General features: G+C 67.0%; 20 protein-coding genes. 11 read left to right on the top strand and 9 right to left on the bottom strand.

All coding sequences use genetic code 11. The features are described from left to right. Positions 1 to 181 precede the first annotated feature (181 nt). The gene (locus KW836_RS01650) at positions 182 to 2,173 is read left to right on the top strand and encodes a sigma-54-dependent Fis family transcriptional regulator (protein WP_218342268.1); all 1,992 of its coding nucleotides are present in this window, start codon (positions 182 to 184) and stop codon (positions 2,171 to 2,173) included. A gap of 122 nt (positions 2,174 to 2,295) precedes the next feature. On the opposite strand, the gene trpC is transcribed toward KW836_RS01650, so the two are convergent. The 6 genes from trpC to rpe all read right to left on the bottom strand — a co-directional run bounded on the left by trpC (position 2,296) and on the right by rpe (position 8,001). Then, positions 2,296 to 3,084, bottom strand: a complete 789-nt coding sequence (gene trpC / locus KW836_RS01645; protein ID WP_175123721.1) for an indole-3-glycerol phosphate synthase TrpC — start codon at positions 3,082 to 3,084, stop codon at positions 2,296 to 2,298. Beyond that, positions 3,081 to 4,112 carry an anthranilate phosphoribosyltransferase gene (gene trpD, locus KW836_RS01640; protein ID WP_056565041.1) on the bottom strand — a complete coding sequence of 344 codons (1,032 nt, stop codon included), beginning with the start codon at positions 4,110 to 4,112 and terminating at the stop codon, positions 3,081 to 3,083. The genes trpC and trpD overlap by 4 nt, the downstream gene beginning before the upstream one ends. An 11-nt stretch (positions 4,113 to 4,123) precedes the next feature. Continuing rightward, complete coding sequence (locus tag KW836_RS01635) at positions 4,124 to 4,690, bottom strand: aminodeoxychorismate/anthranilate synthase component II (protein ID WP_105237103.1); 567 nt, start codon at positions 4,688 to 4,690, stop codon at positions 4,124 to 4,126. Between the two features lie 56 nt (positions 4,691 to 4,746). Beyond that, positions 4,747 to 6,267 (bottom strand): anthranilate synthase component I, encoded by a 1,521-nt coding sequence (gene trpE / locus KW836_RS01630; protein ID WP_175123720.1) that lies wholly within the window; start codon positions 6,265 to 6,267, stop codon positions 4,747 to 4,749. A gap of 287 nt (positions 6,268 to 6,554) precedes the next feature. Further along, a complete protein-coding gene (locus KW836_RS01625) occupies positions 6,555 to 7,262 on the bottom strand; it encodes a phosphoglycolate phosphatase (protein ID WP_056319270.1) in 708 nt (235 codons plus the stop codon). Between the two features lie 10 nt (positions 7,263 to 7,272). Next, the gene (rpe, locus tag KW836_RS01620) at positions 7,273 to 8,001 is read right to left on the bottom strand and encodes a ribulose-phosphate 3-epimerase (protein ID WP_056565028.1); all 729 of its coding nucleotides are present in this window, start codon (positions 7,999 to 8,001) and stop codon (positions 7,273 to 7,275) included. A gap of 126 nt (positions 8,002 to 8,127) precedes the next feature. On the opposite strand from rpe, the gene apaG reads away from it, so the two are divergent. The 5 genes from apaG to KW836_RS01595 all read left to right on the top strand — a co-directional run bounded on the left by apaG (position 8,128) and on the right by KW836_RS01595 (position 12,948). After that, complete coding sequence (gene apaG / locus KW836_RS01615; protein WP_056319266.1) at positions 8,128 to 8,502, top strand: Co2+/Mg2+ efflux protein ApaG; 375 nt, start codon at positions 8,128 to 8,130, stop codon at positions 8,500 to 8,502. A gap of 40 nt (positions 8,503 to 8,542) precedes the next feature. After that, on the top strand, positions 8,543 to 9,853 hold the full coding sequence (locus KW836_RS01610) for a murein transglycosylase A (protein ID WP_175123719.1): 1,311 nt from the start codon (positions 8,543 to 8,545) through the stop codon (positions 9,851 to 9,853). Beyond that, positions 9,850 to 11,019 (top strand): UbiH/UbiF family hydroxylase, encoded by a 1,170-nt coding sequence (locus tag KW836_RS01605; protein ID WP_175139586.1) that lies wholly within the window; start codon positions 9,850 to 9,852, stop codon positions 11,017 to 11,019. Before KW836_RS01610 ends, KW836_RS01605 begins: the two co-directional genes overlap by 4 nt. Before the next feature lie 116 nt (positions 11,020 to 11,135). Next, positions 11,136 to 11,924, top strand: a complete 789-nt coding sequence (locus KW836_RS01600) for a DsbC family protein (protein ID WP_175123717.1) — start codon at positions 11,136 to 11,138, stop codon at positions 11,922 to 11,924. A 67-nt stretch (positions 11,925 to 11,991) separates the two neighbouring features. Continuing rightward, the gene (locus KW836_RS01595; protein WP_218342267.1) at positions 11,992 to 12,948 is read left to right on the top strand and encodes a D-2-hydroxyacid dehydrogenase family protein; all 957 of its coding nucleotides are present in this window, start codon (positions 11,992 to 11,994) and stop codon (positions 12,946 to 12,948) included. Positions 12,949 to 13,025: 77 nt separating this feature from the next. Here KW836_RS01595 and ttcA read toward each other — a convergent pair whose 3' ends face one another. Together ttcA and folB are read right to left on the bottom strand one after the other, a co-directional pair. Next, positions 13,026 to 13,994 (bottom strand): tRNA 2-thiocytidine(32) synthetase TtcA, encoded by a 969-nt coding sequence (gene ttcA, locus KW836_RS01590; RefSeq protein WP_175123715.1) that lies wholly within the window; start codon positions 13,992 to 13,994, stop codon positions 13,026 to 13,028. Position 13,995: 1 nt separating this feature from the next. After that, positions 13,996 to 14,355, bottom strand: a complete 360-nt coding sequence (folB, locus tag KW836_RS01585; RefSeq protein ID WP_056565007.1) for a dihydroneopterin aldolase — start codon at positions 14,353 to 14,355, stop codon at positions 13,996 to 13,998. Positions 14,356 to 14,476: 121 nt separating this feature from the next. Here folB and KW836_RS01580 point away from each other — a divergent pair, with 121 nt between their 5' ends. The 5 genes from KW836_RS01580 (at position 14,477) to KW836_RS01560 (ending at position 19,097) form a co-directional block, all read left to right on the top strand. After that, the gene (locus tag KW836_RS01580; protein WP_175123714.1) at positions 14,477 to 15,379 is read left to right on the top strand and encodes an NAD(P)/FAD-dependent oxidoreductase; all 903 of its coding nucleotides are present in this window, start codon (positions 14,477 to 14,479) and stop codon (positions 15,377 to 15,379) included. A 223-nt stretch (positions 15,380 to 15,602) separates the two neighbouring features. Next, entirely contained in the window at positions 15,603 to 16,571 is a 969-nt protein-coding gene (locus KW836_RS01575; RefSeq protein WP_175123713.1) for a tripartite tricarboxylate transporter substrate binding protein, read from the top strand. Next, positions 16,572 to 17,237, top strand: a complete 666-nt coding sequence (locus KW836_RS01570) for a 3-oxoacid CoA-transferase subunit A (protein ID WP_175123712.1) — start codon at positions 16,572 to 16,574, stop codon at positions 17,235 to 17,237. Between the two features lies 1 nt (position 17,238). Beyond that, on the top strand, positions 17,239 to 17,949 hold the full coding sequence (locus KW836_RS01565; RefSeq protein WP_218342266.1) for a 3-oxoacid CoA-transferase subunit B: 711 nt from the start codon (positions 17,239 to 17,241) through the stop codon (positions 17,947 to 17,949). Positions 17,950 to 18,125: 176 nt separating this feature from the next. Then, positions 18,126 to 19,097, top strand: coding sequence for a tripartite tricarboxylate transporter substrate binding protein (locus KW836_RS01560; RefSeq protein WP_175139581.1), 972 nt, complete (start codon positions 18,126 to 18,128; stop codon positions 19,095 to 19,097). A 1,010-nt stretch (positions 19,098 to 20,107) separates the two neighbouring features. On the opposite strand, the gene KW836_RS01555 is transcribed toward KW836_RS01560, so the two are convergent. After that, positions 20,108 to 21,880, bottom strand: coding sequence for a M61 family metallopeptidase (locus tag KW836_RS01555; RefSeq protein ID WP_175125095.1), 1,773 nt, complete (start codon positions 21,878 to 21,880; stop codon positions 20,108 to 20,110). Positions 21,881 to 21,887: the final 7 nt, after the last annotated feature.

Below are 21,887 nucleotides of genomic sequence, written 5' to 3'. Positions count from 1 at the left end.
GTCCGGTATCAAGCAAAACGCATGCCAGTCGGGGCATCCCGGCTGGACAGCCCGCCGCACGCGTGCGAAAGTAGTTTTTCGCTTGTTCCATGTCGCAATCCGCGACGATGTCGCGCAACAGGTGTCGCGCAACGGGTGTCGCAGCACAGGCGTCGCAGAACGCCGGTCCCAGGAGACATACATGGCCTCTCACTCCGGTAGGCAGACGCTGACGCAGGCGCGCCTGCTCTTTAACCAGCAGGGCGCGGTGCCGGGCGGCATGGTTGCCGAACCCATCCTGCGTTCCTGGCGCCGCTGCGCCGACCTGGGCTTCGACATGCGTGGCGTGCGCCGCGCCGATCTCATGACGCAGGGCGAACTGCGCGAAGCCCAGCAGCGCAACGAAGCGCTGCGCCGCATGTCCGAACCCGCCATCGCCTATCTACGCCGCCAGGCCGGCGGCAGCAGCAACCTCGTCATCCTGTCGGACGCACAGGGCCTCGTGCTGGACTCGGACGGCGACACGGGTTTTGCGCATCGCGCCTCGCGCGTGGCCCTGATGCCGGGCGCGCCGTGGGACGAAGCCGCCGCCGGCACCAACGCCATCGGCACCGCGCTGGTCGAAGGCCGGCCCATCGCCGTGCACGGCGCCGAACACTATTTCGAACCCAACCGCATCCTGACCTGCGCGGCCGTTCCCATCACCGACAGCGAAGGACGCACGCTCGGCGTGCTTGATCTCTCCAGCCAGGCCCGCGACGTGCGCCCCGATGTGCTGGCACTGGTGCGCGGGGCAGTGGACCGCATCGAACACCAGTTGTTCGAAAGCGCCTATGAACCCTGCACGGTGCTGCGCCTGCATGCCGACCCCGCCGGGCTCGGCCAGCCCGGCGAAGCGCTGCTGGCCTTCCAGGGCGACCTGCTGATCGGCGCCAACCGGCGCGCGCTGCAGGCGCTGGCGCTGGCGGCGACCGCGCTGGGCGTGTACCGCTACGCGGACGTATTCGACGGCGACATCGAACGATGCCCGGACGCGACGGGCAGGGTGCACACACGCACAGGCGCGGTCTATCACGCGCGGCTGCGCATGCCGCGCACGCGCGCACCGCAACCGCCCGCCGCGCCCGCGTCGCGCGCGCCGGGCGCGCTGGCCAGGACGCCAGCCCCCAGCTTCGATGCCGCGACGCTGGGCGCGCTGGCGCGCGCCGTGCATCTGGCGGACGCCGGCGTGTCGATCCTGCTGCAGGGCGAAACGGGCGTGGGCAAGGAAGTGTTTGCGCGGCAGATCCATGCGCGCGGCCAACGCGCGGCCGGCCCCTTCGTGGCGGTGAACTGCGCCGCCTTGCCCGAAAGCCTGATCGAATCGGAATTGTTCGGCTACGAAGACGGCGCCTTTACCGGCGCGCGCCGCCAGGGCAGCAAGGGCCTGTTGCGGCAGGCGCATGGCGGCGTGCTGTTCCTGGACGAGATCGGCGACATGCCGCTGCTGCTGCAATCGCGGCTGCTGCGTGTGCTGCAGACGCGCGAGGTCTCGCCATTGGGCGCGGCGCGGCCCGTGCCGGTGGACTTCACCCTGGTGTGCGCCACGCATCGGCCGCTGGCGCACGAAGGCCCGGACGCACCGGTGCGTCCTGATCTGTACTTCCGGATTGCCGAATACACCGTCACGCTCGAGCCCCTGCGCGCGCGGGCGGACCGCCTGGAATTGCTGCGCGAGCTGTGGGCGGCGCAAGGCGCGGGTCCCGCGCTGCCGCCCGCCATTGAAGCCGTGCTTGCGGCATATTCCTGGCCCGGCAATTACCGGCAACTGGCGTCGGTGCTGCGCACGTTGCATGTGCTGGCGGGACCAGCGGGCAGGGTGGATGCGGACATGCTGCCCGCGGAATTGCGCGGCGCAGCGAGCGCCGCGAAGATCGAAGCCATCGCGTCGGGCGTCGCGACGTCGGGCGCTACTACGTCGGGCGTCGATACGTCGGGCATCGCGACGCCGGGCGTCGATGCATCGCGCACCGCAGCAACGACGAGCGCGCCGGCCATCGGCTCCGGCGATCTGCACGCCATGACGGACGCCGCCATCCGGGCCGCCTTGGCCGAGCACGGCGGTAGCGTCAGCCGCGCAGCGCGCGCGTTGGGCGTGCACCGCAGCACGGTGTACCGGCGCGGCGCTGCGTGGGGACTGGCTCGGCCGAAATAGCCGTTGGAAGTAGAAATGAGCGAGGGATCAGCCGATTGGCCGATCCCTCGTCTGGCGATGCGCCGCATGACGCATGCGCCGTCCGGCAAGGCAAGACGGCAACGCCGCCCGCCGCCGCGGGTTCACCCGATCAGACGCGCCAGTTCCGCGCCAGGATCCTTCGCGCGCATGAAAGCTTCGCCCACCAGGAACGCGTCGACCTTGTGCTCGCGCATCAGCTTCACGTCTTCCGGCTTGAGGATGCCGCTTTCGGTCACGACGCGTTTGCCTGCGGGAATGCGCGGCAGCAGGTCCAGCGTGGTCTGCAAGCTGGTCTCGAACGTGCGCAGGTTGCGGTTGTTGATGCCCAGCAGCGGCGTCTTGAGCGTGAGCGCGACTTCCAGCTCCTTGGCGTCGTGCACTTCGACGAGCACGTCCATGCCCAGCTCGATCGCCAACGTTTCGTAGTCGCGCAGTTGCGCGGGCGTAAGCGCGGCCACGATCAGCAGCACGCAGTCGGCGCCCATCGCGCGCGCGGCGACGATCTGGTAGGGATCGATCACGAAGTCCTTGCGCAGCACCGGCAGCGCGCACGCGGCCCGCGCCTGGCGCAGGTGGTCGTGCGAACCCTGGAAGAACTGCACGTCGGTCAGCACGGACAGGCAGGCCGCGCCGTGCACGGCGTAGGTGGCCGCGATTTCGGCGGGCGCAAAGCCCTCGCGGATGACGCCCTTGGAGGGCGAGGCTTTCTTGATTTCAGCGATGACGCCGGCCTTGCCTTGCGAGATCTTGTCTTCGATGGCTTGGGCGAAGCCGCGCACGTCCTGGCGCGCCTGCGCTTCGCGCAGGACTTCGGCTTCGCTGCGCATCTGGCGGGCGGCGGCGACTTCCTCGGCCTTGACGGCGAGGATCTTCGCGAGAATATCGTTCATTTCTGGAATGTCCGGGTGTATGCGCAGAATTCTTCCAGCTTGGCTCGCGCCGCGCCGGTGGAAATTAGTTCAAATGCTAGCGCTAAGGCTTCGGGAATGGAATCGGCTTTGTTGCCGGCATAGATGGCGAGCCCGGCGTTCAGGGCGACGATGTCTCTGGCCGCGCCTTCGACATTCTCCAGCGCCTCTATGACAAGCTCGCGCGACTGCTCGCGATTGGACACCTTGATGCTCCTGTTGGACATCATGGATAGCCCGTAGTCCTCGGGATGAATCTCGTACTCGCGGACCACGCCGTCCTTCAGTTCGCCGACCATCGTGGCCCCGCCCAGCGAGGCCTCGTCCATGCCGTCCTTGCCGTGCACGACCAGCACGTGGCGCGAGCCCAGGCGTTCCAGCACGCGCACCTGGATGCCGACGAGGTCGGGGTGGAAGACGCCCATCAACTGGTTGGCGGCGCCGGCCGGGTTGGTCAGGGGACCCAGGATGTTGAAGATCGTGCGCACGGCCAGTTCCTTGCGGACGGCGGCCACGTTCTTCATCGCGCCGTGGTGGGCGGGCGCAAACATGAAACCGATGCCGGTCTCCTGGATGCATTCGGCCACCTGCTCGGGCGTCAGCACCAGGTTGGCGCCCAGCGCCTCCAGCACGTCGGCGCTACCGCTGGACGACGAGGCGCTGCGGTTGCCGTGCTTGGCGATCGGCACGCCGGCCGCGGCTGCGACGAACATCGCAGTTGTGGAAATGTTGAACGTGTGGCTGCCGTCGCCGCCCGTGCCGCACATGTCCAGCAGGTCGTTCGGATTGGGCGTGACCACGGGCGTGGCGAACTCGCGCATGACCTGCGCCGCGGCGGTGATCTCGCCCACGGTTTCCTTTTTGACGCGCAGGCCCATCAACAACGCGCTGGCGATCTGCGGCGACATCTCGCCGCGCATCAGCATGCGCATCAGGTGCAGCATTTCGTCGTGGAAAATTTCGCGGTGTTCGATGCAGCGCGTCAGCGCTTCGGAGGGGGAAATCGTCACGGTGCGTCCTTTCAGGCGAGGTTCAGGAAATTGCGCAGCAGGGCGTGGCCGTGCTCACTCAGTACGGATTCGGGGTGGAACTGTACCCCGTATAGCGGCAGGGTCTTGTGCCGCACACCCATGATGTCGCCATCCGGCGCCGTCGCGGTGACCGCCAGGCAGTCCGGCAGGGTGGCCGGATCGATGGTCAGCGAGTTGTAGCGGATGACAGTGTACGGCGTCGGCAGGCCTTCAAAGATGTCAGTGCCCGTGTGCGACAGCTGGATCGTCTTGCCGTGCATGATCTGCTGCGCGCGCACGATGTCGCCGCCGAAGGCCGCGCCGATGGCCTGGTGGCCCAGGCACACGCCCAGGATGGGCTTCTTGCCGGCGTACGCCTGGATCAGCGGCACCGAGATGCCGGCCTCGGCCGGCGAGCACGGGCCGGGCGACACGCAGATCTGGTCGGGATTGAGCGCAGCCACTTCTTCAAGCGTGATCTGGTCGTTGCGCGCCACGCGAACGTCCACGCCCAGCTCGCCAAAGTACTGCACCAGGTTGTAGGTAAAGGAATCGTAGTTGTCGATCATCAACAGCATTTTTTTCTCCTCGGGGCCGTTCTGCGGCCCGGGCGGTGTCGTTTTGGCCGCGAGGCTCAGATGGGTTCGTCCAGGCCGTGTTGCACCTGCTCGGCCGCGCGCAGCACGGCGCGCGCCTTGGCTTCGGTCTCGGCCCATTCGGCTTCGGGGTTCGAATCGGCCACGATGCCCGCAGCCGCCTGCACGTACAGCGTGCCGTCCTTGATGACGCCGGTGCGGATGGCAATGGCCACGTCCATCTCGCCGCCGTAGCTCAGGTAGCCGGCCGCGCCGCCGTAGATGCCGCGGCGCACGGGTTCCAGTTCGTCGATGATCTTCATGGCCTCGACCTTGGGGGCGCCCGTCAGCGTGCCGGCCGGGAACGAGGCGCGCAGGACGTCCATGCTGCTCATGCCGGGGTTCAGGGTGCCGGTCACATTCGACACCAGATGCATCACATGCGAGTAGCGCTCGATCACCATGGTGTCGCTCACCTTCACCGAGCCCACCTGCGCGACGCGGCCCACGTCGTTGCGCGCCAGGTCGATCAGCATGACGTGTTCGGCGATCTCCTTGGGATCGGCCTTCAGTTCGGCCGCCAGCGCCGCGTCTTCCTCAGGCGTGCCGCCACGCTTGCGGGTGCCGGCCAGCGGACGGATCGTGATCTGCGACTTCGGCTCGCCGTTTTCCACCGTGCGTTCCTGGCGCACCAGGATCTCGGGCGATGCGCCCACCACCTGGAAATCACCGAAGTTCCAGAAGTACATGTAGGGGGAGGGATTGAGCGACCGCAGGGCGCGGTAAAGGGAGAGGGGCGAATCGCGGAAGGGCTTGGCGATGACCTGGCCGATCTGCACCTGCATCAGGTCGCCGGCGGCGATATGTTCCTTGGCGCGCAGCACGGCCGCCAGGTAGTCCTCTTTCTTGAAATCGCGCCGTTCCTCGGTCTGCATGCTGGCGTGGCTGTACGGAATCTCCACGGGGCGGCGCAGACGCGCGCGCAGGTCGGTCAGGCGCTGCTGCGCGCGGCTGTAGGCCTCGGGCTGGCTGGGGTCGGCATAGACCATCAGGTAGATACGGCCGGCCAGGTTGTCGACGATGACCAGTTCGTCCACGTGCATCAGCATCAGGTCGGGCGTGCCGCCTTCCATGCCGGCCGGGAACGGCTTGACCGCGGGGCCCAGGCACGGCTCGATGTGGCGCACGGTGTCGTAGCCGAAGTAACCGGCCAGGCCACCGCAGAAGCGCGGCATGCCCGGGCGCAGCGCGACCTTGAAGCGGCTCTGGTATTGCTCGATGAAGGTCAGCGGATCGCCGTCGTGCGTCTCGGCGACCTTGCCGTCATGCAGCACTTCGGTGCGCGTGCCGCTGGCGCGGATCACGGTGCGCGCCGGCAGGCCGATGAACGAATAGCGGCCGAAGCGCTCGCCGCCCACCACGGATTCCATCAGGCAGGTCATGCGGCCGGCCAGGGGACCGGAGTGCGCCAGTTTCAGGTAGATGCCAAGCGGGGTGTCCAGGTCGGCGTAGGTCTCGGCCACCAGCGGAATGCGGTTGTAGCCTTGTGCCGCAAGGGCCTTGAATTCGATTTCGGTCATGTCGGGTCTCGTAAGCGGTGTCTGCTTTCGGACCGGGCACGCAACAAAAAACCCGGTCCAGTTGACTGGTTCCGGGTTGGGCGCTGTTTACACAGTGTCGGCGCTAGGCGGCAAGGTCGCGTCTAGGGCCGGGAAGGGGAATCATCGCCACCCGGAAGACAAACGCCACCAACGCCACGAGGCGCCGAGCATTTGGTTCTGGATGGAAACGTTCATTTAGCGGTTCGGTAATGAAGTACGCGGAAGTGATGCGCGGTAGTGAATTCTTGCCTGGGTTGCGACGTGCTTCAAGCGGGGACTTTTGCTGCGTTCTGGTTTTGATTCCAGAGCGCGACCCACTGGGCGGCGTCAACAAGCGTGTCAACTATACCATCGACATCCAGCTCGCGCACGTCACGTCCTTCGTTGTAGCCATATGGCACCACCAGGACCTGCGTGCCGGCGCTGCGGCCCGCCTGCGCGTCATTGATCGAATCGCCGATCGTCACGGCCTCGTTCACGCCCACGCCCATCAGGTCGCACGCATGGTGGATCTGGTCGGGATCGGGCTTGCGGCGCTCGCAGGTGTCGCCGCACACCACGGCCTCGAAAAAGCCCGCCAGCCCCGTGCGCTGCAAGAGCGGCAAGGTGAATTCCGTGGGCTTGTTGGTGACCACGGCCAGCTTCAGGCCCTGGTCGCGCATGAGTTTCAGGCCTTCGATCACGCCCGGGTAGACCTGCGCGCGCTCGCCGTTGACCAGGTGGTAGTGGCGGTAGAAAGCCTCGCGGGCGCGCTGGAATTCGTCGGGCGCCGGGTCGGCGGCATCGAGCGAACCGGCCAGGCTGCGCCGCACCAGGTTGTCCACGCCCTTGCCGACGAACGTGGCGACCACGTCCTCGCGCAGCGCGATCATGCCAAGTTCAACACGCATGGCGTTGGCGGCAAAGGCCAGATCGGGAATGGAGTCGAGCAGGGTACCGTCCAGGTCCAGCAGCGCGGCGCGAAAAGCGGTCATGTCGGGTTCCTTAGACAGCGGTGGTTTCGCCGATGGCGATCTGGTCGCGCATGGCCTTGATGATGCCGGCGTAATCCGGCTTGCCGAAGATGGCCGAGCCGGCCACGAACGTGTCCGCGCCCGCGGCGCGGATCTCGGCGATGTTGTCGATCTTGACGCCGCCGTCCACCTGCAGAACGATCTCCTGGCCGCCGGCCTGCATCCACGCATCGATGCGGGCGCGGGCCTCGCGCAGCTTGGTCAGCGCCGCCGGAATGAAGCTCTGGCCGCCAAAGCCCGGGTTCACCGACATGATGAGCACCAGGTCGATCTTGTCCATGACGTAGTCCATGTAGGACAGCGGCGTGGCGGGATTGAAGACCAGACCGGCCTTGCAGCCGCTTTCGCGGATCAGGGACAGCGTGCGGTCCACGTGGGCGCTGGCGTCGGGGTGGAAGCTGATGTAGTCGGCGCCGGCCTTGGCGAACTGCGGCACCAGCGCGTCCACGGGCTCGACCATCAGGTGCACGTCGATCGGCACCTCGACGTGGGGGCGGATCGCGGCACAGACCATCGGGCCGATCGTCAGGTTGGGGACATAGTGGTTGTCCATCACGTCCACGTGGATCCAGTCGGCGCCCGCGGCGACGACGTTGCGGACTTCCTCGCCCAGCCGGGCGAAGTCAGCCGACAGGATGCTGGGAGTAATGCGGGTGGAGGCCGTTTGCTTGGACATGATGTTCGGGGTCGGGGAGGGCATAATGTGCCATTATTGCAGTTTGAGGCGCCGCAGCGGGTATGCCCCGGCTGGCGCGCCTGAAATTCCGTCTTTCAAGCGTGGGCGCCCATGTTCCGCCGCCCGCGTGCAGCCACACAGGGAAGGACTGTGAAACCTTACGACCTGAGCGTCTCTGTCTCTCCGCGCTTCGTGCCCGAACAGTCCGACCCCGGCGAACAGCAATTCGTGTTCGCCTACACCGTCCGCATCACCAATACCGGTGAACATCCCGCGCAGGTGATCAGCCGCCACTGGATCATCACCGACGGCAACCAGCGCGTGCAGGAAGTGCGCGGCCTGGGCATCGTGGGGCAGCAGCCCCTCCTGGCCCCGGGCGAGACCTTCGAATACACCAGCGGCTGTCCCCTGCCCACGCCGGTGGGCACGATGCGCGGCATCTATCACTGCGTCGGCGAGAACGGCATTCCGTTCGAGGTGCCGATCTCCGAATTCGTCCTGGCCATGCCGCGCACCTTGCACTGAGTATGGTCCGGCCTTCCGTTGCACGTTTTTCCCTCTGCACATGAAGCGCATTCTTAGCCTGTCCGTGCTGTCGATCCTGCTGGCGGCATGTTCCACCCCCTCCGATATTCCCCCTGATTCCGGATCCGGCCTGCCGGCTACGCCCGGTGCTCGCACGCCCGCGGCCGACGGCCCGCTCGTCGTGCCGCCGCTGGGCTCGTTGCCCGACACCCCGCCGCGCGCGCTGGCCGGCAAGTTGAAGCCGGCCAATTGGTCCGAGCTGCCCGGATGGAGCGCCGACGACCTGTCGCAGTTCTGGCCCCTTTTCCTGCGCAACTGCAAGGGTCTGATGCGGCCCACCAGCGGAAACCTGGCCGCGCCCGCGCGTGCCACGCCGCGCGCCTGGCAGCCGGTCTGCGCCGCGGCCATCGACCCGGCCCGCGCGCCCGCCGCCGGCGACGCCGAAGGCGTGCGCCGCTTCCTGCAGACCTACCTGCAACCGTGGCGCCTGAATGCGGCCGACGGCAAGCCGGCCACCAATACGGTGACGGGCTACTACGAACCCCTGGTGCGCGGCTCGCGCCGCCAGGGCGGTGTCTACCAATGGCCGCTGTACGCGGTGCCCGCCGACCTGCTGACGATCGACCTGGGTTCCATCTACCCCGACCTGGCCGGCAAGCGTGTGCGCGGCAAGCTCGACGGCAAGCGCGTCGTGCCGTACGACACGCGCGCCGCCATCGAATCGTCGTCCGGCCGCCGCCCGCCCGTGGTGGTCTGGGTGGACGACCCCGTGGACAACTTCTTCCTGCAGGTCCAGGGCTCCGGGCGCGTGCAGCTGACCGACGGTCCCGACGCCGGCAAGACCATCCGCGTCGCCTACGCCGACCACAACGGCCAGCCCTATGTGTCCATCGGCCGCTGGCTGATCGACCGCGGCGAACTCACCGCCGACCAGGCGTCCATGCAGAACATACGGGCCTGGGCGCAGCGCAATCCCAAGCGTGTCCAGGAAATGCTCAACGCCAATCCGGCCGTGGTGTTCTTCCGCGAAGAGGCGGTCGTGGATCCTGAACAAGGCCCCAAGGGCGCTTATGCCATCCCGCTGGCGCCGCGGCGCTCGGTGGCGGTGGACGCGACCTTCGTGCCGCTCGGCACGCCGCTGTTCCTGTCCACCACCTATCCCGCGTCGGACCGGCCCTTGCAGCGCCTGGTGTTCGCCCAGGACACCGGCACCGCCATCCGGGGCGCGGCCCGCGCCGACTTCTACTGGGGTTACGGCGAAGAAGCCGGCCAGCAGGCCGGCCGCATGAAGCAACGCGGCCAGATGTGGCTGCTGTGGCCCAAACAGGCCGGGGAGCCTTCCGCACGATGAGCCATCAGATCGTAGTTTGCGGGGCCGGCATCGTCGGCCTGTCCACCGCCCTGGCGCTGGCCCGCCGCGGCCAGCGTGTGGCCGTCCTGGCGCCGCGCGCCGCCGTGCCGCCCGCCGATCCCAACCGCTATCACCCCCGCGTCTACGCCATTTCGCCGGCCAGCCAGCGCTTCCTGGCCGACATCGGCGTGTGGGATGCCATGCCCGCGTCGCGGCTGATGCCCGTGCAGGCCATGGAAATCCACGGCGACGCGGACGGCCAGGTCAACCTCAATGCCTGGCAGGCCGCGCTGCCGCAACTGGCCTGGATCGTCGAATCCGGCGAGATCGAGCGCGTCCTGATCCAGGCCGTGCGCATGTTCGGCATCGCGTGGCTGGAAGACCGCTGCACCGGCTACCAGAACGGCGCGATCGACACCGAGAGCGGCGCCCGCATCCAGGCCGAACTCTTCGTCGGCGCCGATGGCGCGGCCTCGCCGCTGCGCGAGGCGGCCGGGCTGAAGCACGAAGCCCAGTCCTACAACGACACCGGACTCGTCGTGCATCTGGACGCGGAATTGCCGCACCAGGGCACCGCGATCCAATGGTTTCGCGACGACGGCGTGCTGGCGCTGCTGCCGCTGCCCGATACCGCGGACGGCCCCCAGGTTTCGATGGTGTGGTCCATGCGCAGCGAGCTGGCCCAGCAACTGCTGGACCTGCCGCAGGAAGCGCAGACCGCCCGCCTGGAGGCGCTGCTGGCCGAGGCTGCCGAAGGGCGGCTGGGCCGCCTGAAGGTCCGCAGCAAGCTGCACGGTTTTCCGCTGACGCTGGAGCGCGCCCAGATGGTGGCGCCCGGCATCGCGCTGGCCGGAGACGCCGCGCACCGCCTGCACCCGCTGGCGGGACAGGGCCTGAACCTGGGGCTGGGCGACGTCGAGGCGCTGGCCCGCATCGTCGCCGAGCGCGAACCCTACCGGCAGGCCGGCGACCTGCGCGTGCTGCACCGCTACCAGCGGGCGCGCGCCGAACCGGTCCTGGCCATGCGGCTGGCGACCGACGGGCTGCACAAGCTGTTCGGATCGAAGGCGACGCCGCTCGTCTGGCTGCGCAACGCCGGCATGCACTGGGTCGAGGGCGCGCCGCTGATCAAGCGCCGGCTGATCGCGGGGGCGTCGGCCAATTAGGACTGACCCGGCCCCGTCTGATACGGATCCGCCCACCCGCCGCCTGCCGCGGCCGCCCGACCCGGATCGGTTACGCTTTCCGGCTGAGCACACGACTGACAAGACCAGGAGTACCGATGAAATTCCGCATTCCCGCCACGCTGGCGGCCTGTTTCCTCGCCGCGGGTATCGGCTTGTCCGCCACGGCACATGCGCAGGGCGCAAAATCCGTCTCCACCCAGTCCGTGGGGCAGGCGGCCAAGGGCGAAAAAAGCGTCTCCACCACCGAACTCGATCCGCAGTCGGCCGCCGTCAAGGAGCGCTTTCAGCAACGCTTCTCCGGCATGAACGTCACGACCGTGCGCCGCACGCCTTATGGCCTGTTTGAAGTGCAGCTCGGCATGGACCTGATCTACACCGACGAAGGCGTGACGTGGGTCATGGAAGGACCGCTGATCGACGCCGCCACGCGCCGCGACGTCACCCGCGAATCCCAGGAAAAGCTCAGCGCCGTCACGTTCGACCAGCTGCCGCTGGACCTGGCGATCAAGCAGGTCAAGGGCGACGGTTCGCGCAAGGTCGCGATCTTCGAAGACCCCAACTGCGGCTATTGCAAGCAGTTGCGCAAGACGCTCGAAGATGTGGACAACCTGACCGTCTACACCTTCCTCTACCCCATCCTGTCGCCGGATTCCAAGGTCAAGGTGCGCAATGTCTGGTGCGCCAAGGACCAGGGCAAGACCTGGGACGACTGGATGCTGCGCGGCAAGACGCCGCCCAACGCCAATTGCGACGTGCCCGAAGACAAGCTTTTGGAGCTTGGCCAGCAGCTGATGGTGCGCGGCACGCCGACGCTGTTCTTTGCCGACGGCTCGCGCATCAGCGGCGCGCTGCCGCTGGACCAGCTCAAGGCCCGTTTGAACTGACCGGCGCGCGTCGCGCCGGCCCGGGAAAGGGGGGCGCGGCAAGCGCCATCCCTCCCGGAGACAAGACTTGAAAATCGCAATACTCGACGATTACCACGACGTAGCCCGGCGCTATGCGGACTGGACCTCGCTGGGCGGCGACGCCGAGGTGCAGATCTTCAACAACTTCATTCCCGACGACCAGGTCGAGGCCTCGCTCGAGCCCTTCGACGTGATCGTCGCCATGCGCGAGCGCACGCCATTTCCCGCCGAGCGCATCCGCGCCCTGCCCAAGCTGCGCCTCCTGGTCACCACCGGCATGCGCAACAACGCCATCGACATGCAGGCCTGCGCTGAGCAGGGCATCGTCGTGTCCGGCGCGCCCGGCAGTGCCGACGCCAACACCGCCACGGCGGAACTGGCCTGGGCGCACATCCTGGGTCTCTTCAAGCATCTGCCCGCCGAAGACGCCGCCATGCGCCGCGGCATGTGGCAGACGGCCATGCCCGAGCCGCTGGCCGGCAAGCGCCTGGGCGTGGTGGGCCTGGGCAAGCTGGGCGCCGCGGTGGCCAAGGTGGGTCTGGCCTTCGGCATGGACGTGGTGGCCTGGAGCCCCAACCTGACCGACGAGCGCGCCGAGGCCGCCGGCGTCACGCGCGTGGACAAGCACGAACTCTTTTCCACGTCCGACGTGGTGAGCCTGCACCTGATCCTGTCCGATCGCAGCCGCAACGTGGTCGACGCCACCGCGCTGGCCGCGATGAAGCCGACCGCGTATCTGGTCAATACCTCGCGCGCCGGACTCGTCGATCAGGAAGCGCTGATGGACGCATTGATCAAGTTCCGCATCGCCGGCGCGGGGCTGGATGTGTATCCCGAAGAGCCGCTGTCGCCCACCGACAGCGTGCGCGACCTGGACAACGTGATCCTGACCCCGCACCTGGGTTACGTCAGCCGCGAAAACTTCGAGGCCTTCTACCAGAACTGCCTGGAAGCCGTGAAGGCGTGGGCAGCGGGCTCGCCGATCCGGGTGTTGAACGCCTGATTGCGCCCGAGCAAAAAAATGGGGCTGCCTATCGCAGCCCCATTTTCATTTGGGATGGTCGCGTTGCACGCGGCGCATCACCCGCGCGAGAACACCACTTTCTTCTCGACGATCGCGCCCGGTTCCAATGCCGGCGGCGTATCGCCGCACGCATCGTCCGACTCGTCCGTGGGATCGACCGTATCAAACGCCGTGTCGCCGTTGGCATCCGGCACGCCCGTGGGCTTCAAGCCGACGAAATCGAACAGGTCGCGGTCCATCAGATGCGAAGGCACCACCCGCGACAGCGCGTTGAACACGTTCCACGACCGGCCCGGGTGCTGCTTGTCCCATTCCTTGATCATGCGGCCCACTTCCTTGCGCTTCAGGTTCTCTTGCGACCCGCAGAGATTGCACGGAATGATCGGGAACTGCTTGAGTTCGGCGTAGGCGATCAGGTCGGACTCGACAACGTACGCGAGCGGGCGGATCACCGTGTGGCGGCCGTCGTCGGACACCAGCTTGGGCGGCATGCCCTTGGCCTTGCCGCCATAGAACAGGTTCAGGAAGAACGTGGCCAGGATGTCGTCGCGATGATGGCCCAGCGCGATCTTCGTGGCGCCCAGTTCCGATGCGACGCGGTACAGAATGCCGCGACGCAGCCGCGAACAGAGCGAGCACATCGTCTTGCCCTCTTCCAGCACGCGCGTCACGATCGAATACGTGTCCTGCGTCTCGATGTGGAAGGGGACGCCCAATTCCTTCAGGTACTGCGGCAGGATGTGGTCAGGAAAGCCCGGCTGCTTCTGGTCCAGGTTCACCGCGATCAGTTCAAACTTGAACGGCGCGCGCTTCTGGAGCTGCAGCAGGATGTCCAGCATGGCATAGGAATCCTTGCCGCCGGACAGGCAGACCATCACGCGGTCGCCTTCCTCGATCATGTTGTAGTCGGACAAGGCGCGCGTGGTCTCGCGCGCCAGCCGCTTGGTCAGCTTGTTGCCTTCGTGGCGTGCCTTTTCGTCGGCGGGCGTGCGAAATTGCACGCCGGGGGGAGCGATATCGTTCATGTCAGCGATTGATCTGGATTTCCACGCCCACCGCCGCACAGTCGGAGAAGGCCATGGGCTTGCTGATGCGCAAGCGCAGCGCGCGGATTTCCTGGAAGTCCGCCAAGAGGCGCGCCGCTACTTGTTCGGACAGGGTTTCGATCAGGTTCACATGCGCCTGCGTGCATTCCTCGACGATGGCCTCGCGCAGCCGGCGGTAGTCCAGCACGCTGTGGATATCGTGGTCGTCCACCGAACGCTGGATGTCGACGTCGAATTCGGCATCGACGTGCAGGGGCTGGGTGGCGCGGCGCTCGTGTTCGAGGATGCCGATGCGGGCGTCGAGCGCAAGGCCGGAAAGAATGATGCGGCGAGTGGGCATGATGAAAACCTGGGTGGAATAGCCCGAATTGTAAGGCGGCGGCGGATGGGGGGACGCGCTGGCTACAATTCGGCCATGTCCGGGCGCCCGCGAGGCGCCGGCGCAGTCAATAAGGGGTGAAATGCAACAGATGCACGATTCGGTCATTGTAGGCGGCGGCCCGGCCGGCGCCTCCTGCGCCCTCTGGCTGGCCCGCCTGGGCCTGTCGCCGCTGCTGGTCGAGGCCAGCGCCCGTCTGGGCGGGCTGGGCAATGACAACCCGTTCGCCGACGACTGGATCGCCGTCTTGCCGGGCGTGACCGGCCAGCAGGTGGCCGCCAACATCGACACCAGCGTGCGCGCCGCCGATGTGCCGGTACGGCTGGAAACCCGCGTCACCGGCGTGCGGCCCTGCAAGGGCGGCATCGAGGCCACGCTCGCCGGTCCGGACGGCCAGGAAACCCTGGCCCGCGCCCGCACTCTGGTCATCGCCTCGGGCGTGCGCGCCAAGGGGCTGCCCGACCACCCGCCGGGCGCGTCCTGGCCGGGCGTGCTGATCGGCCCCGGCTCGCCCATCGTGGCGCAGGATTATTCCGGCCTGTCGGTCGCGGTGCTGGGCGGGGGCGACAACGCCTTCGAAAACTACGTCTACGTGCGCAACCGCGGCGCGCGCAATGTCCATCTCTACGCCCGCAGTGTGCGCGCCCAACAGCAATGGGTGACGCGCGCCGGTACCGAAGGCGTGCACATCGGACCCTACAAGGTCGACCCGGCCACCCGCAGCGTGGACGGCCGGCAGTACGACCTGATCCTCGTCTTCTACGGCTGGGAACCACAGGCCGCGTTTGCCGACGACCTGAGGCTCGCGCGCGACGAGCGCGGCTACATCCGCACCGACTTCGCCACCGCCGAGACCAGCGTGCCCGACATCTACGCCATCGGCGAGGTCGCGCACCGCATGCATCCGTGCGTGGTGACGTCGATGGCGGACGGCGTGGTCGCGGCCAAGGCCATCCAGCGGCGCTGGGAGCGCGCGGGGGCGTAATACCCGACGCCCGGCGGCCGCCACTGAACACGCCAGTCGGCCGCCGCAGCGTTGGCCGGCAAGGCCATCGTGGCGCCCGCGGCAGTTAAACCGCGTCGGCCAGAATGCGTACTTCAGCCCAGGCGAACCCACACCTCCGGATTCCGGAATAGGCAATTGCCACCCCCGCGCCCACACTCGTGCTCACGAGTTGACCAATCAATGGTCACGCAGGGAGACAAGCATGATGTGTGCGCATCGCTGGCTGGCAGCCGGCGCGATGGCCATCGCCATCGCGAACCCGGCGCAGGCGGCCTGGCCTGAACGGCCCATCACCCTCATCATCCCGGCCGCGCCGGGCGGCACCACCGACATCTCGGCACGCCTCATCGCCGATAAGCTGTCCGCCAAGCTCGGCCAGCAGGTCATCGTGGAAAACCGCGCCGGCGCCGCCGGCATCATCGGCGCGCAGGCGCTGGCGCGCGCCAAGCCCGACGGCTACACGCTGCTGATGGGCAACATCGGCCCCAACGCCATCAACTACGCGCTCTACAAGACGCTGCCCTACAAGCCCGCCGACTTCGCGCCGGTGACGCTCGTGATTTCGGTGCCCAACGTCCTCGTCGTCAACGAAGCCTCGCCCGCCCGCAGCGTGGCCGATCTGCTGGCGCAGGTCAGGCAGGATCCTTCCAAGGTTTCCTTCGGCAGTTCCGGCGCGGGCCAGTCGCCGCACCTGTCCGCCGAAATGTTCAAGCAGCGCGCCGGCATCCCCGGCACGCACGTCGCCTACAAGGGCGCCGGCCCCGCCGTGGCCGCGCTGCTCGGCCAGCAGTTCACCTTCATGATCGACAACCTGCCCAGCTCCATGCCGTACATCCAGGCCGGCAAGCTGCGCGCGCTGGCCGTCACCAGCGACAAGCGCCTCGCCGAATTGCCGGACGTGCCGACCATGGCCGAGGCCGGCGTCAAGGACATGGTGGTCACCGCGTGGTTCGGCCTGGTCGCACCCGCCGGCACGCCGCAGGACGCCATCGACAAGCTTTACGCCGCCACGCGCGACGTGGTGCGCAGCCCCGAGATCAGCGAGCGCTTCAAGACCATGGGCGGCCAGGCCGGCGGCAACACGCCCGTGGAGTTCGCGGCTTTCATCGACCAGGAACGCGCCCGCTGGAAAAGCATCGTGGACGCCGCGGGTCTCGTGCAGGAGCAATAGGTGATCGACAAGATTCAGGAATCCATGGCGCAGGCCGTGGCCGTCATTCCCGATGGCGCCTCCGTGCTGGTGGGCGGCTTCGGCGAAGCCGGCGTGCCCTACGAACTGCTGCACTGCCTGGCCGAACTGGACCGGCGCAACCTCACCATCATCTCCAACAACGCCGGCACCTTCGAACGCGGCATCGCCGCGCTGTTGGTGCGCAAGCAGGTCCGCAAGATCATCTGTTCGCACCCGCGCCCACCCAACTCCGAGGCTTTCGCCCGCGCCTACCGCGCAGGCGAGGTCGAACTGGAATGCGTGCCCCAAGGCACCCTGGCCGAACGGCTGCGCGCGGCCGGCGCTGGACTCGGTCCGTTCTACACGCCCACCGGCTACGGCACCGAACTGGCAGAAGGCCGGCGCCAGGAAGTCATCGACGGCATCGGCTACGTGCTCGAGCAGCCCCTGCGCGCCGACTACGCCCTCATCCGCGCGCACCTGGGCGACCGCTGGGGCAACCTCATGTACCGCCACGCCGCGCGCAACTTCAATCCCGTCATGTGCATGGCAGCGGGACACGCCATCGCGCAGGTCGACGAGATCGTGCCGCTGGGCGCGCTGGTGCCCGAACAGATCATGACGCAGGGCATCTTCGTGAAATCCGTCGTGCGCGTGGAGGCCTGACATGCAAGACATCATCGGCCTGACCCGCCAGCAGATCGCCCAGCTTCTGGCCAGCGACATTCCCGATGGCGCCACCGTCAACCTCGGGATCGGCATGCCGACCCTGGTCGGCGACTACTTGCCCAGCGGCCGCGAAATCCTGCTGCACAGCGAAAACGGCATTCTCGGCATGGGCCCCGCCGCCACCGGCAACGACATCGACCCCGACCTCATCAACGCCAGCCGCCAGCCCATCACCTTGCTGCAAGGCGCGTCCATCACCGAACACACGATCTCTTTCGCCATGATGCGCGGCGGCCACCTCGACTACGCGGTCCTGGGCGCCTTCCAGGTGTCCGAACGCGGCGACCTCGCCAACTGGAAAACCGACGCCACGAACGCCATCCCCGCCGTCGGCGGCGCCATGGACCTGGCCGTTGGCGCCAAGCAGGTCCTGGTCACCATGGAACACCGCGGCCGCGACGGCACGCCCAAGATCCTGCGGCAATGCACCTATCCGCTCACCGGCAAAGGCGTGGTGTCGCGCATCTATACGGACCTTGCCGTCATTGACGTCATGCCCGTGGGTCTGGAGGTGCACGCGATGAAGGCGGGGGTAACCGAAGACTTCCTGCGGTCGGTCACCGACGCGCCGCTGCATTTTCCGCAATCGCCGCGAACGATCGTCGTGGATGACACGGGCGTGCCGCGATACGCGCAATCGACCCGCTGACGCAGACGCGCCGCGACACACGTAAGCGGGATTCTGCGCGGGGCGCGTCGCGATGTGCGTAAGCGACCGGCTTGCGCAGCCACGCCGAGATGTGCGCAAACGACTGGCAGGCGCAGCCGTTCCTGCCGCCCTGATGATGACCCACGTCCGCCCCGCGCTGGGCAAAGGAGCTACCGATGATCCGTTCAATCCTGGCAGCCGCGTCGGCAAGCGTGCTGTGTCTAGGCGCCAGCGCCGTCGCGCACGCCGCGCCAACCTATCCGGACAAGCCCATCACCTTGCTGATCCCGTACCCGCCGGGCGGCAGCGCAGACATGCTCGCGCGCCCGCTGGGCGCAGAACTCCAGAAGAAGTGGGGCCAACCGGTCGTCCTCGAATACAAACCCGGCGCAGGCGGCGCCATCGCATCCGCCCAACTCGCGCGCGCCAAGCCCGACGGCTACACGCTTCTCATGGTGCTGGCCGCCCACACCATCAACCCCAGCCTTTATCCCTCGCTGCCCTACGACACCCGCAAGGACTTCGCGCCGGTCTCCCTCGTCGCCACACTACCCATGCTCGTCGCCGCCCCGCTCGCCACGCCCGCCAACACCGTCAGCGAACTCATCGCCTACGGCAAGGCCAACCCCGGCAAGCTGAGCTTCGCGTCCGCCGGCAACGGCAACACCAGCCACCTGGCCGCCGAGATGTTCAAGAACCAGACCGGCGCCGACATGATGCACGTGCCGTACAAAGGCAGCGGTCCTGCAGTCGTTGCGCTGCTAGGCGGCGAAGTGTCCTTGATGTTCGACAGCATCTCGACCTCGCTGCCGCAAGTGCAGGCCGGCAAACTCAAGGCAATCGCGGTCACCGGCGAACACCGGTCTCCGCTTCTGCCCGACGTCCCGACCGTCGCCGAAACCGTTCCCAACTTCGTCGTCAACGGCTGGTACGGAATATTGGCGCCGGCGGGCACGCCGGGGGCGGTGGTTGATGCAGTCAGCAAGGGAATTGCGGAGGCGGTGGCAGTGCCTGCGTTGAAGGGGCAGTTGGCGGGGTATGGGTATGAGGTGGTGGGGTCTACGCCTGGGGAGTTTGGGGCGCATATCGAGCGGGAGTTGGGGACTTGGAAGAGGGCGGTTGAGGTGTCTGGGGCTAAGGTGAATTGAAGGGCGATAGATCTACGTAGGTCGCCCGACGTCGTGGTCACCGGGGAGGCGATCGCCCACGATTGCGGTCCGGAGCCTTCGCTCCGGACTTCCCCTTCGTCATCTTCGTCCGCCTTCGGCTCCCTTCAGATTCCCTCGGGCGCATCGACGGCGCTCGCCTCCCCGGTGACCACGACGCCGTGCTACGAGGGTCTTTGGTATGGGGCGCTACAAGACCTGTGGTCAGGGAAGGGGATCTGCGGGGCCGCCGGGTTGCTGCCGCCCGGACGGCGGCAACCCGGCATTGGGCCGGTGGGGCGTCGTGGCGGTGGTCGCTTACGCGCTGGTGACGGTTGGTTTGCTAATGGGCCGCCGTCACGGGGGGGGGGGGCGGTGATGGGCGGCGCGGCGACGGTCAGCCAGAACTTGCCGACCGGTTCGCGCCGCCCATCGGGCACTGGAGTTCAATTGACGATTCTTGGCGTCTTTGCTTGAACTTCGCGAGAGCCTCTGCCGCTGCTGGTGTCTGACACCCTTCGCAGACGCACTTGGCCTGACGCGAATCTCATTGGATGTCGGACACCTGAAGCAGAGACGCACTTGGTATAAGGCGAATCACACTTGGGTGTCAGACACCTAGAGCCGAAGCAGCCACACGCGAAGCGTCATCGCTACGCCGCAAGACGCCGCGTAAGTCTCCGGAGGCCGCCCGCGCGGCCGAACGGAGACGGGCACCGCAAGATGCTTCTAGCCCGAAGGTCTCTGCACAAAAAGGCCAAGCACGCCGACCGTCCCAATGGCCAGAAGACTTGAATTGCCAGAGTCCGGTGCGGTGGCGGCCCGGGGCGCGCGGGGCGTCGATAAGCCCGAGGGAATCTGAAGGGAGCCGAAGGCGGACGAAGATGACGACGGGGCAGTCCGGAGCGAAGGCTCCGGACCGCAATCGTGGCCCCGCGCGCCCCGGGCCGCCACCGTGCCGGACGTCTTAAAAACCCAAGCCTAGGGGAAGCCACGGGACCATCCCAAACGCCTCAAACCAACACACACTCCGAAGCCTCAGGCCCACTCAACCGCACCCGAAACTCCCTCAGTTCATCCCGCCGAAACACATGCACATTCACCCGATCCCCAGCCCGGTACTGCGCCAATAACAGCTCCAACCCCGCCGGCGCATCCACCCGCAACCCATCGATCGCCACCAGCACATCCCCGGCAGATAACCCACCCTTATGCCCAGCCCCGCCTTCAAGAACAGTCGCCAGCGTCAGTGACTCACCTTGCTTGCGCGTCCGCACGTCCAATGACGGAATATTGGCCGACGCCTTCCACTGCAGCTTCACTCCCTGCGTTTCAAGCAAGTCAGCCAACGGCACATCCGCCGTCCCGTAAGCATGGCGAGCGATGAACCGGCGCGTATCCACGCCCGTCGCTTCCTCGATCAGCGCGGGCAATCCATCTTCCGGCAACCCCTGCGGCTTGCCCCGATAGAAATCCCGCCCATAGCGATCCCACAACAACCGCATCACATCATCCAGCGAACGCGCGCCAGAAGATTCGTCCCGGATCAGCAGATCCAACCCCAGCGCCACCAACGCGCCCTTCGTGTAATAGCTCACCAACGCGTTCGGCGAATTCTCGTCCTGCTTGTAATACCGCGTCCAAGCATCGAAAGAGCTTTCGGCGACCGACTGCTTATGCCGCCCCGGCGTGCGCGCCACGCTCGTGATCGTCTTGCCCAGCAGACGCAGATAATCTGCACGCGTGATCGCGCCCGAGCGCAACAGCAGCAGATCGTCGTAGTAAGACGTAAAGCCCTCAAACACCCACAACAACCGCGTCAGATCCGGCTGCGAAAGATCGTAAGGCGCGAACACATCCGGCTTGATCCGCTTCACGTTCCAGGTATGGAAATACTCGTGGCTCACCAGCCCAAGGAATCCCCGGTAGCCGTCGCCCTGGCCTTGCTGGCCCAGCACAGGCAGGTCCTTGCGCGCCGTCATCAGCGCCGTACTTGCGCGATGCTCCAGACCCCCGTAGCCGTCGCCCGTCACCATCGTCATGAACACATAGCGGTCCGCGCTGTCCAGGAACGGCGCCCGCTTCGTGCGCGGTTCGAAAAACGCAATCTGCGTCTCGCAGATCTTCTTCACGTCTTCCGTAATCCGCGCCAGATCCAGATTCGGCGCAACCCCCGTGAACACCAGCTCGTGCTCCGCGCCGTGCGCCACAAAGCGCGACACCTGCGGCGTGCCCATTTCGACAGGGTGGTCGATCAGCGCGTCATAGTCCGGCGCCAGATACAACCCGAACCCGTGCCGCCGCGCCGCGCCCTTGTGGCCTGCGGCCTCGGGCAGGCTCGTGTACACCTTCCAGCCGTCGATGCCTCGCGGCGGCGCCAGGTCCACCAGGCAGGGTTCATGGTCCTGGCCCTGCACGCGCAGGAACACGCTCGTACCGTTGAAGAACCCGTGCGTCTCGTCCAGATGCGCGCCGCGCACCGACAGATCCCACGCATACACCGTGTATTCAATCCGCAGCGGCCCCTCGCAAGGCGCTGCCTGCCACGTGTGGTTGTCTGTTTTGTCGACATTCACCCGCCGCGTTCCCGAATACGCGGTCAGCGACTCGATCTGCCGCGAGAAATCGCGAATCAGGTAGCTGCCCGGAATCCATGCCGGCAGCGACAGGCGCTGGCCCGCGGGCGAGGGCGATGCGATCGTAAGGGTTATCCGGTAGCGGTGGCCGGCGGGATCGTGCGGCGCAAGGCGGTAAAGTATGGGCGGTACGTCATCAATTTTTTTCATGGCTCAT

It is taken from the genome of Achromobacter sp. ACM05 (assembly GCF_019218915.1).
Classification (GTDB): Bacteria; Pseudomonadota; Gammaproteobacteria; order Burkholderiales; family Burkholderiaceae_B; genus Achromobacter; species Achromobacter animicus.
This window is presented reverse-complemented; position numbering and strand designations above follow the sequence as displayed.

Excerpts from the sequence above, each read along its gene's own strand:
- KW836_RS01610 (WP_175123719.1), top strand. The coding sequence starts at position 8,543 with ATGAAGCGCATTCTTAGCCTGTCCGTGCTGTCGATCCTGCTGGCGGCA.
- rpe (WP_056565028.1), bottom strand. The coding sequence starts at position 8,001 with ATGCCCTCCCCGACCCCGAACATCATGTCCAAGCAAACGGCCTCCACC.
- KW836_RS01605 (WP_175139586.1), top strand. The coding sequence starts at position 9,850 with ATGAGCCATCAGATCGTAGTTTGCGGGGCCGGCATCGTCGGCCTGTCC.
- KW836_RS01575 (WP_175123713.1), top strand. The coding sequence starts at position 15,603 with ATGATGTGTGCGCATCGCTGGCTGGCAGCCGGCGCGATGGCCATCGCC.
- trpC (WP_175123721.1), bottom strand. The coding sequence starts at position 3,084 with ATGAACGATATTCTCGCGAAGATCCTCGCCGTCAAGGCCGAGGAAGTC.
- KW836_RS01560 (WP_175139581.1), top strand. The coding sequence starts at position 18,126 with ATGATCCGTTCAATCCTGGCAGCCGCGTCGGCAAGCGTGCTGTGTCTA.
- KW836_RS01565 (WP_218342266.1), top strand. The coding sequence starts at position 17,239 with ATGCAAGACATCATCGGCCTGACCCGCCAGCAGATCGCCCAGCTTCTG.
- ttcA (WP_175123715.1), bottom strand. The coding sequence starts at position 13,994 with ATGAACGATATCGCTCCCCCCGGCGTGCAATTTCGCACGCCCGCCGAC.
- KW836_RS01650 (WP_218342268.1), top strand. The coding sequence starts at position 182 with ATGGCCTCTCACTCCGGTAGGCAGACGCTGACGCAGGCGCGCCTGCTC.
- KW836_RS01600 (WP_175123717.1), top strand. The coding sequence starts at position 11,136 with ATGAAATTCCGCATTCCCGCCACGCTGGCGGCCTGTTTCCTCGCCGCG.
- KW836_RS01555 (WP_175125095.1), bottom strand. The coding sequence starts at position 21,880 with ATGAAAAAAATTGATGACGTACCGCCCATACTTTACCGCCTTGCGCCG.
- KW836_RS01580 (WP_175123714.1), top strand. The coding sequence starts at position 14,477 with ATGCAACAGATGCACGATTCGGTCATTGTAGGCGGCGGCCCGGCCGGC.
- KW836_RS01635 (WP_105237103.1), bottom strand. The coding sequence starts at position 4,690 with ATGCTGTTGATGATCGACAACTACGATTCCTTTACCTACAACCTGGTG.
- KW836_RS01625 (WP_056319270.1), bottom strand. The coding sequence starts at position 7,262 with ATGACCGCTTTTCGCGCCGCGCTGCTGGACCTGGACGGTACCCTGCTC.
- folB (WP_056565007.1), bottom strand. The coding sequence starts at position 14,355 with ATGCCCACTCGCCGCATCATTCTTTCCGGCCTTGCGCTCGACGCCCGC.
- trpE (WP_175123720.1), bottom strand. The coding sequence starts at position 6,267 with ATGACCGAAATCGAATTCAAGGCCCTTGCGGCACAAGGCTACAACCGC.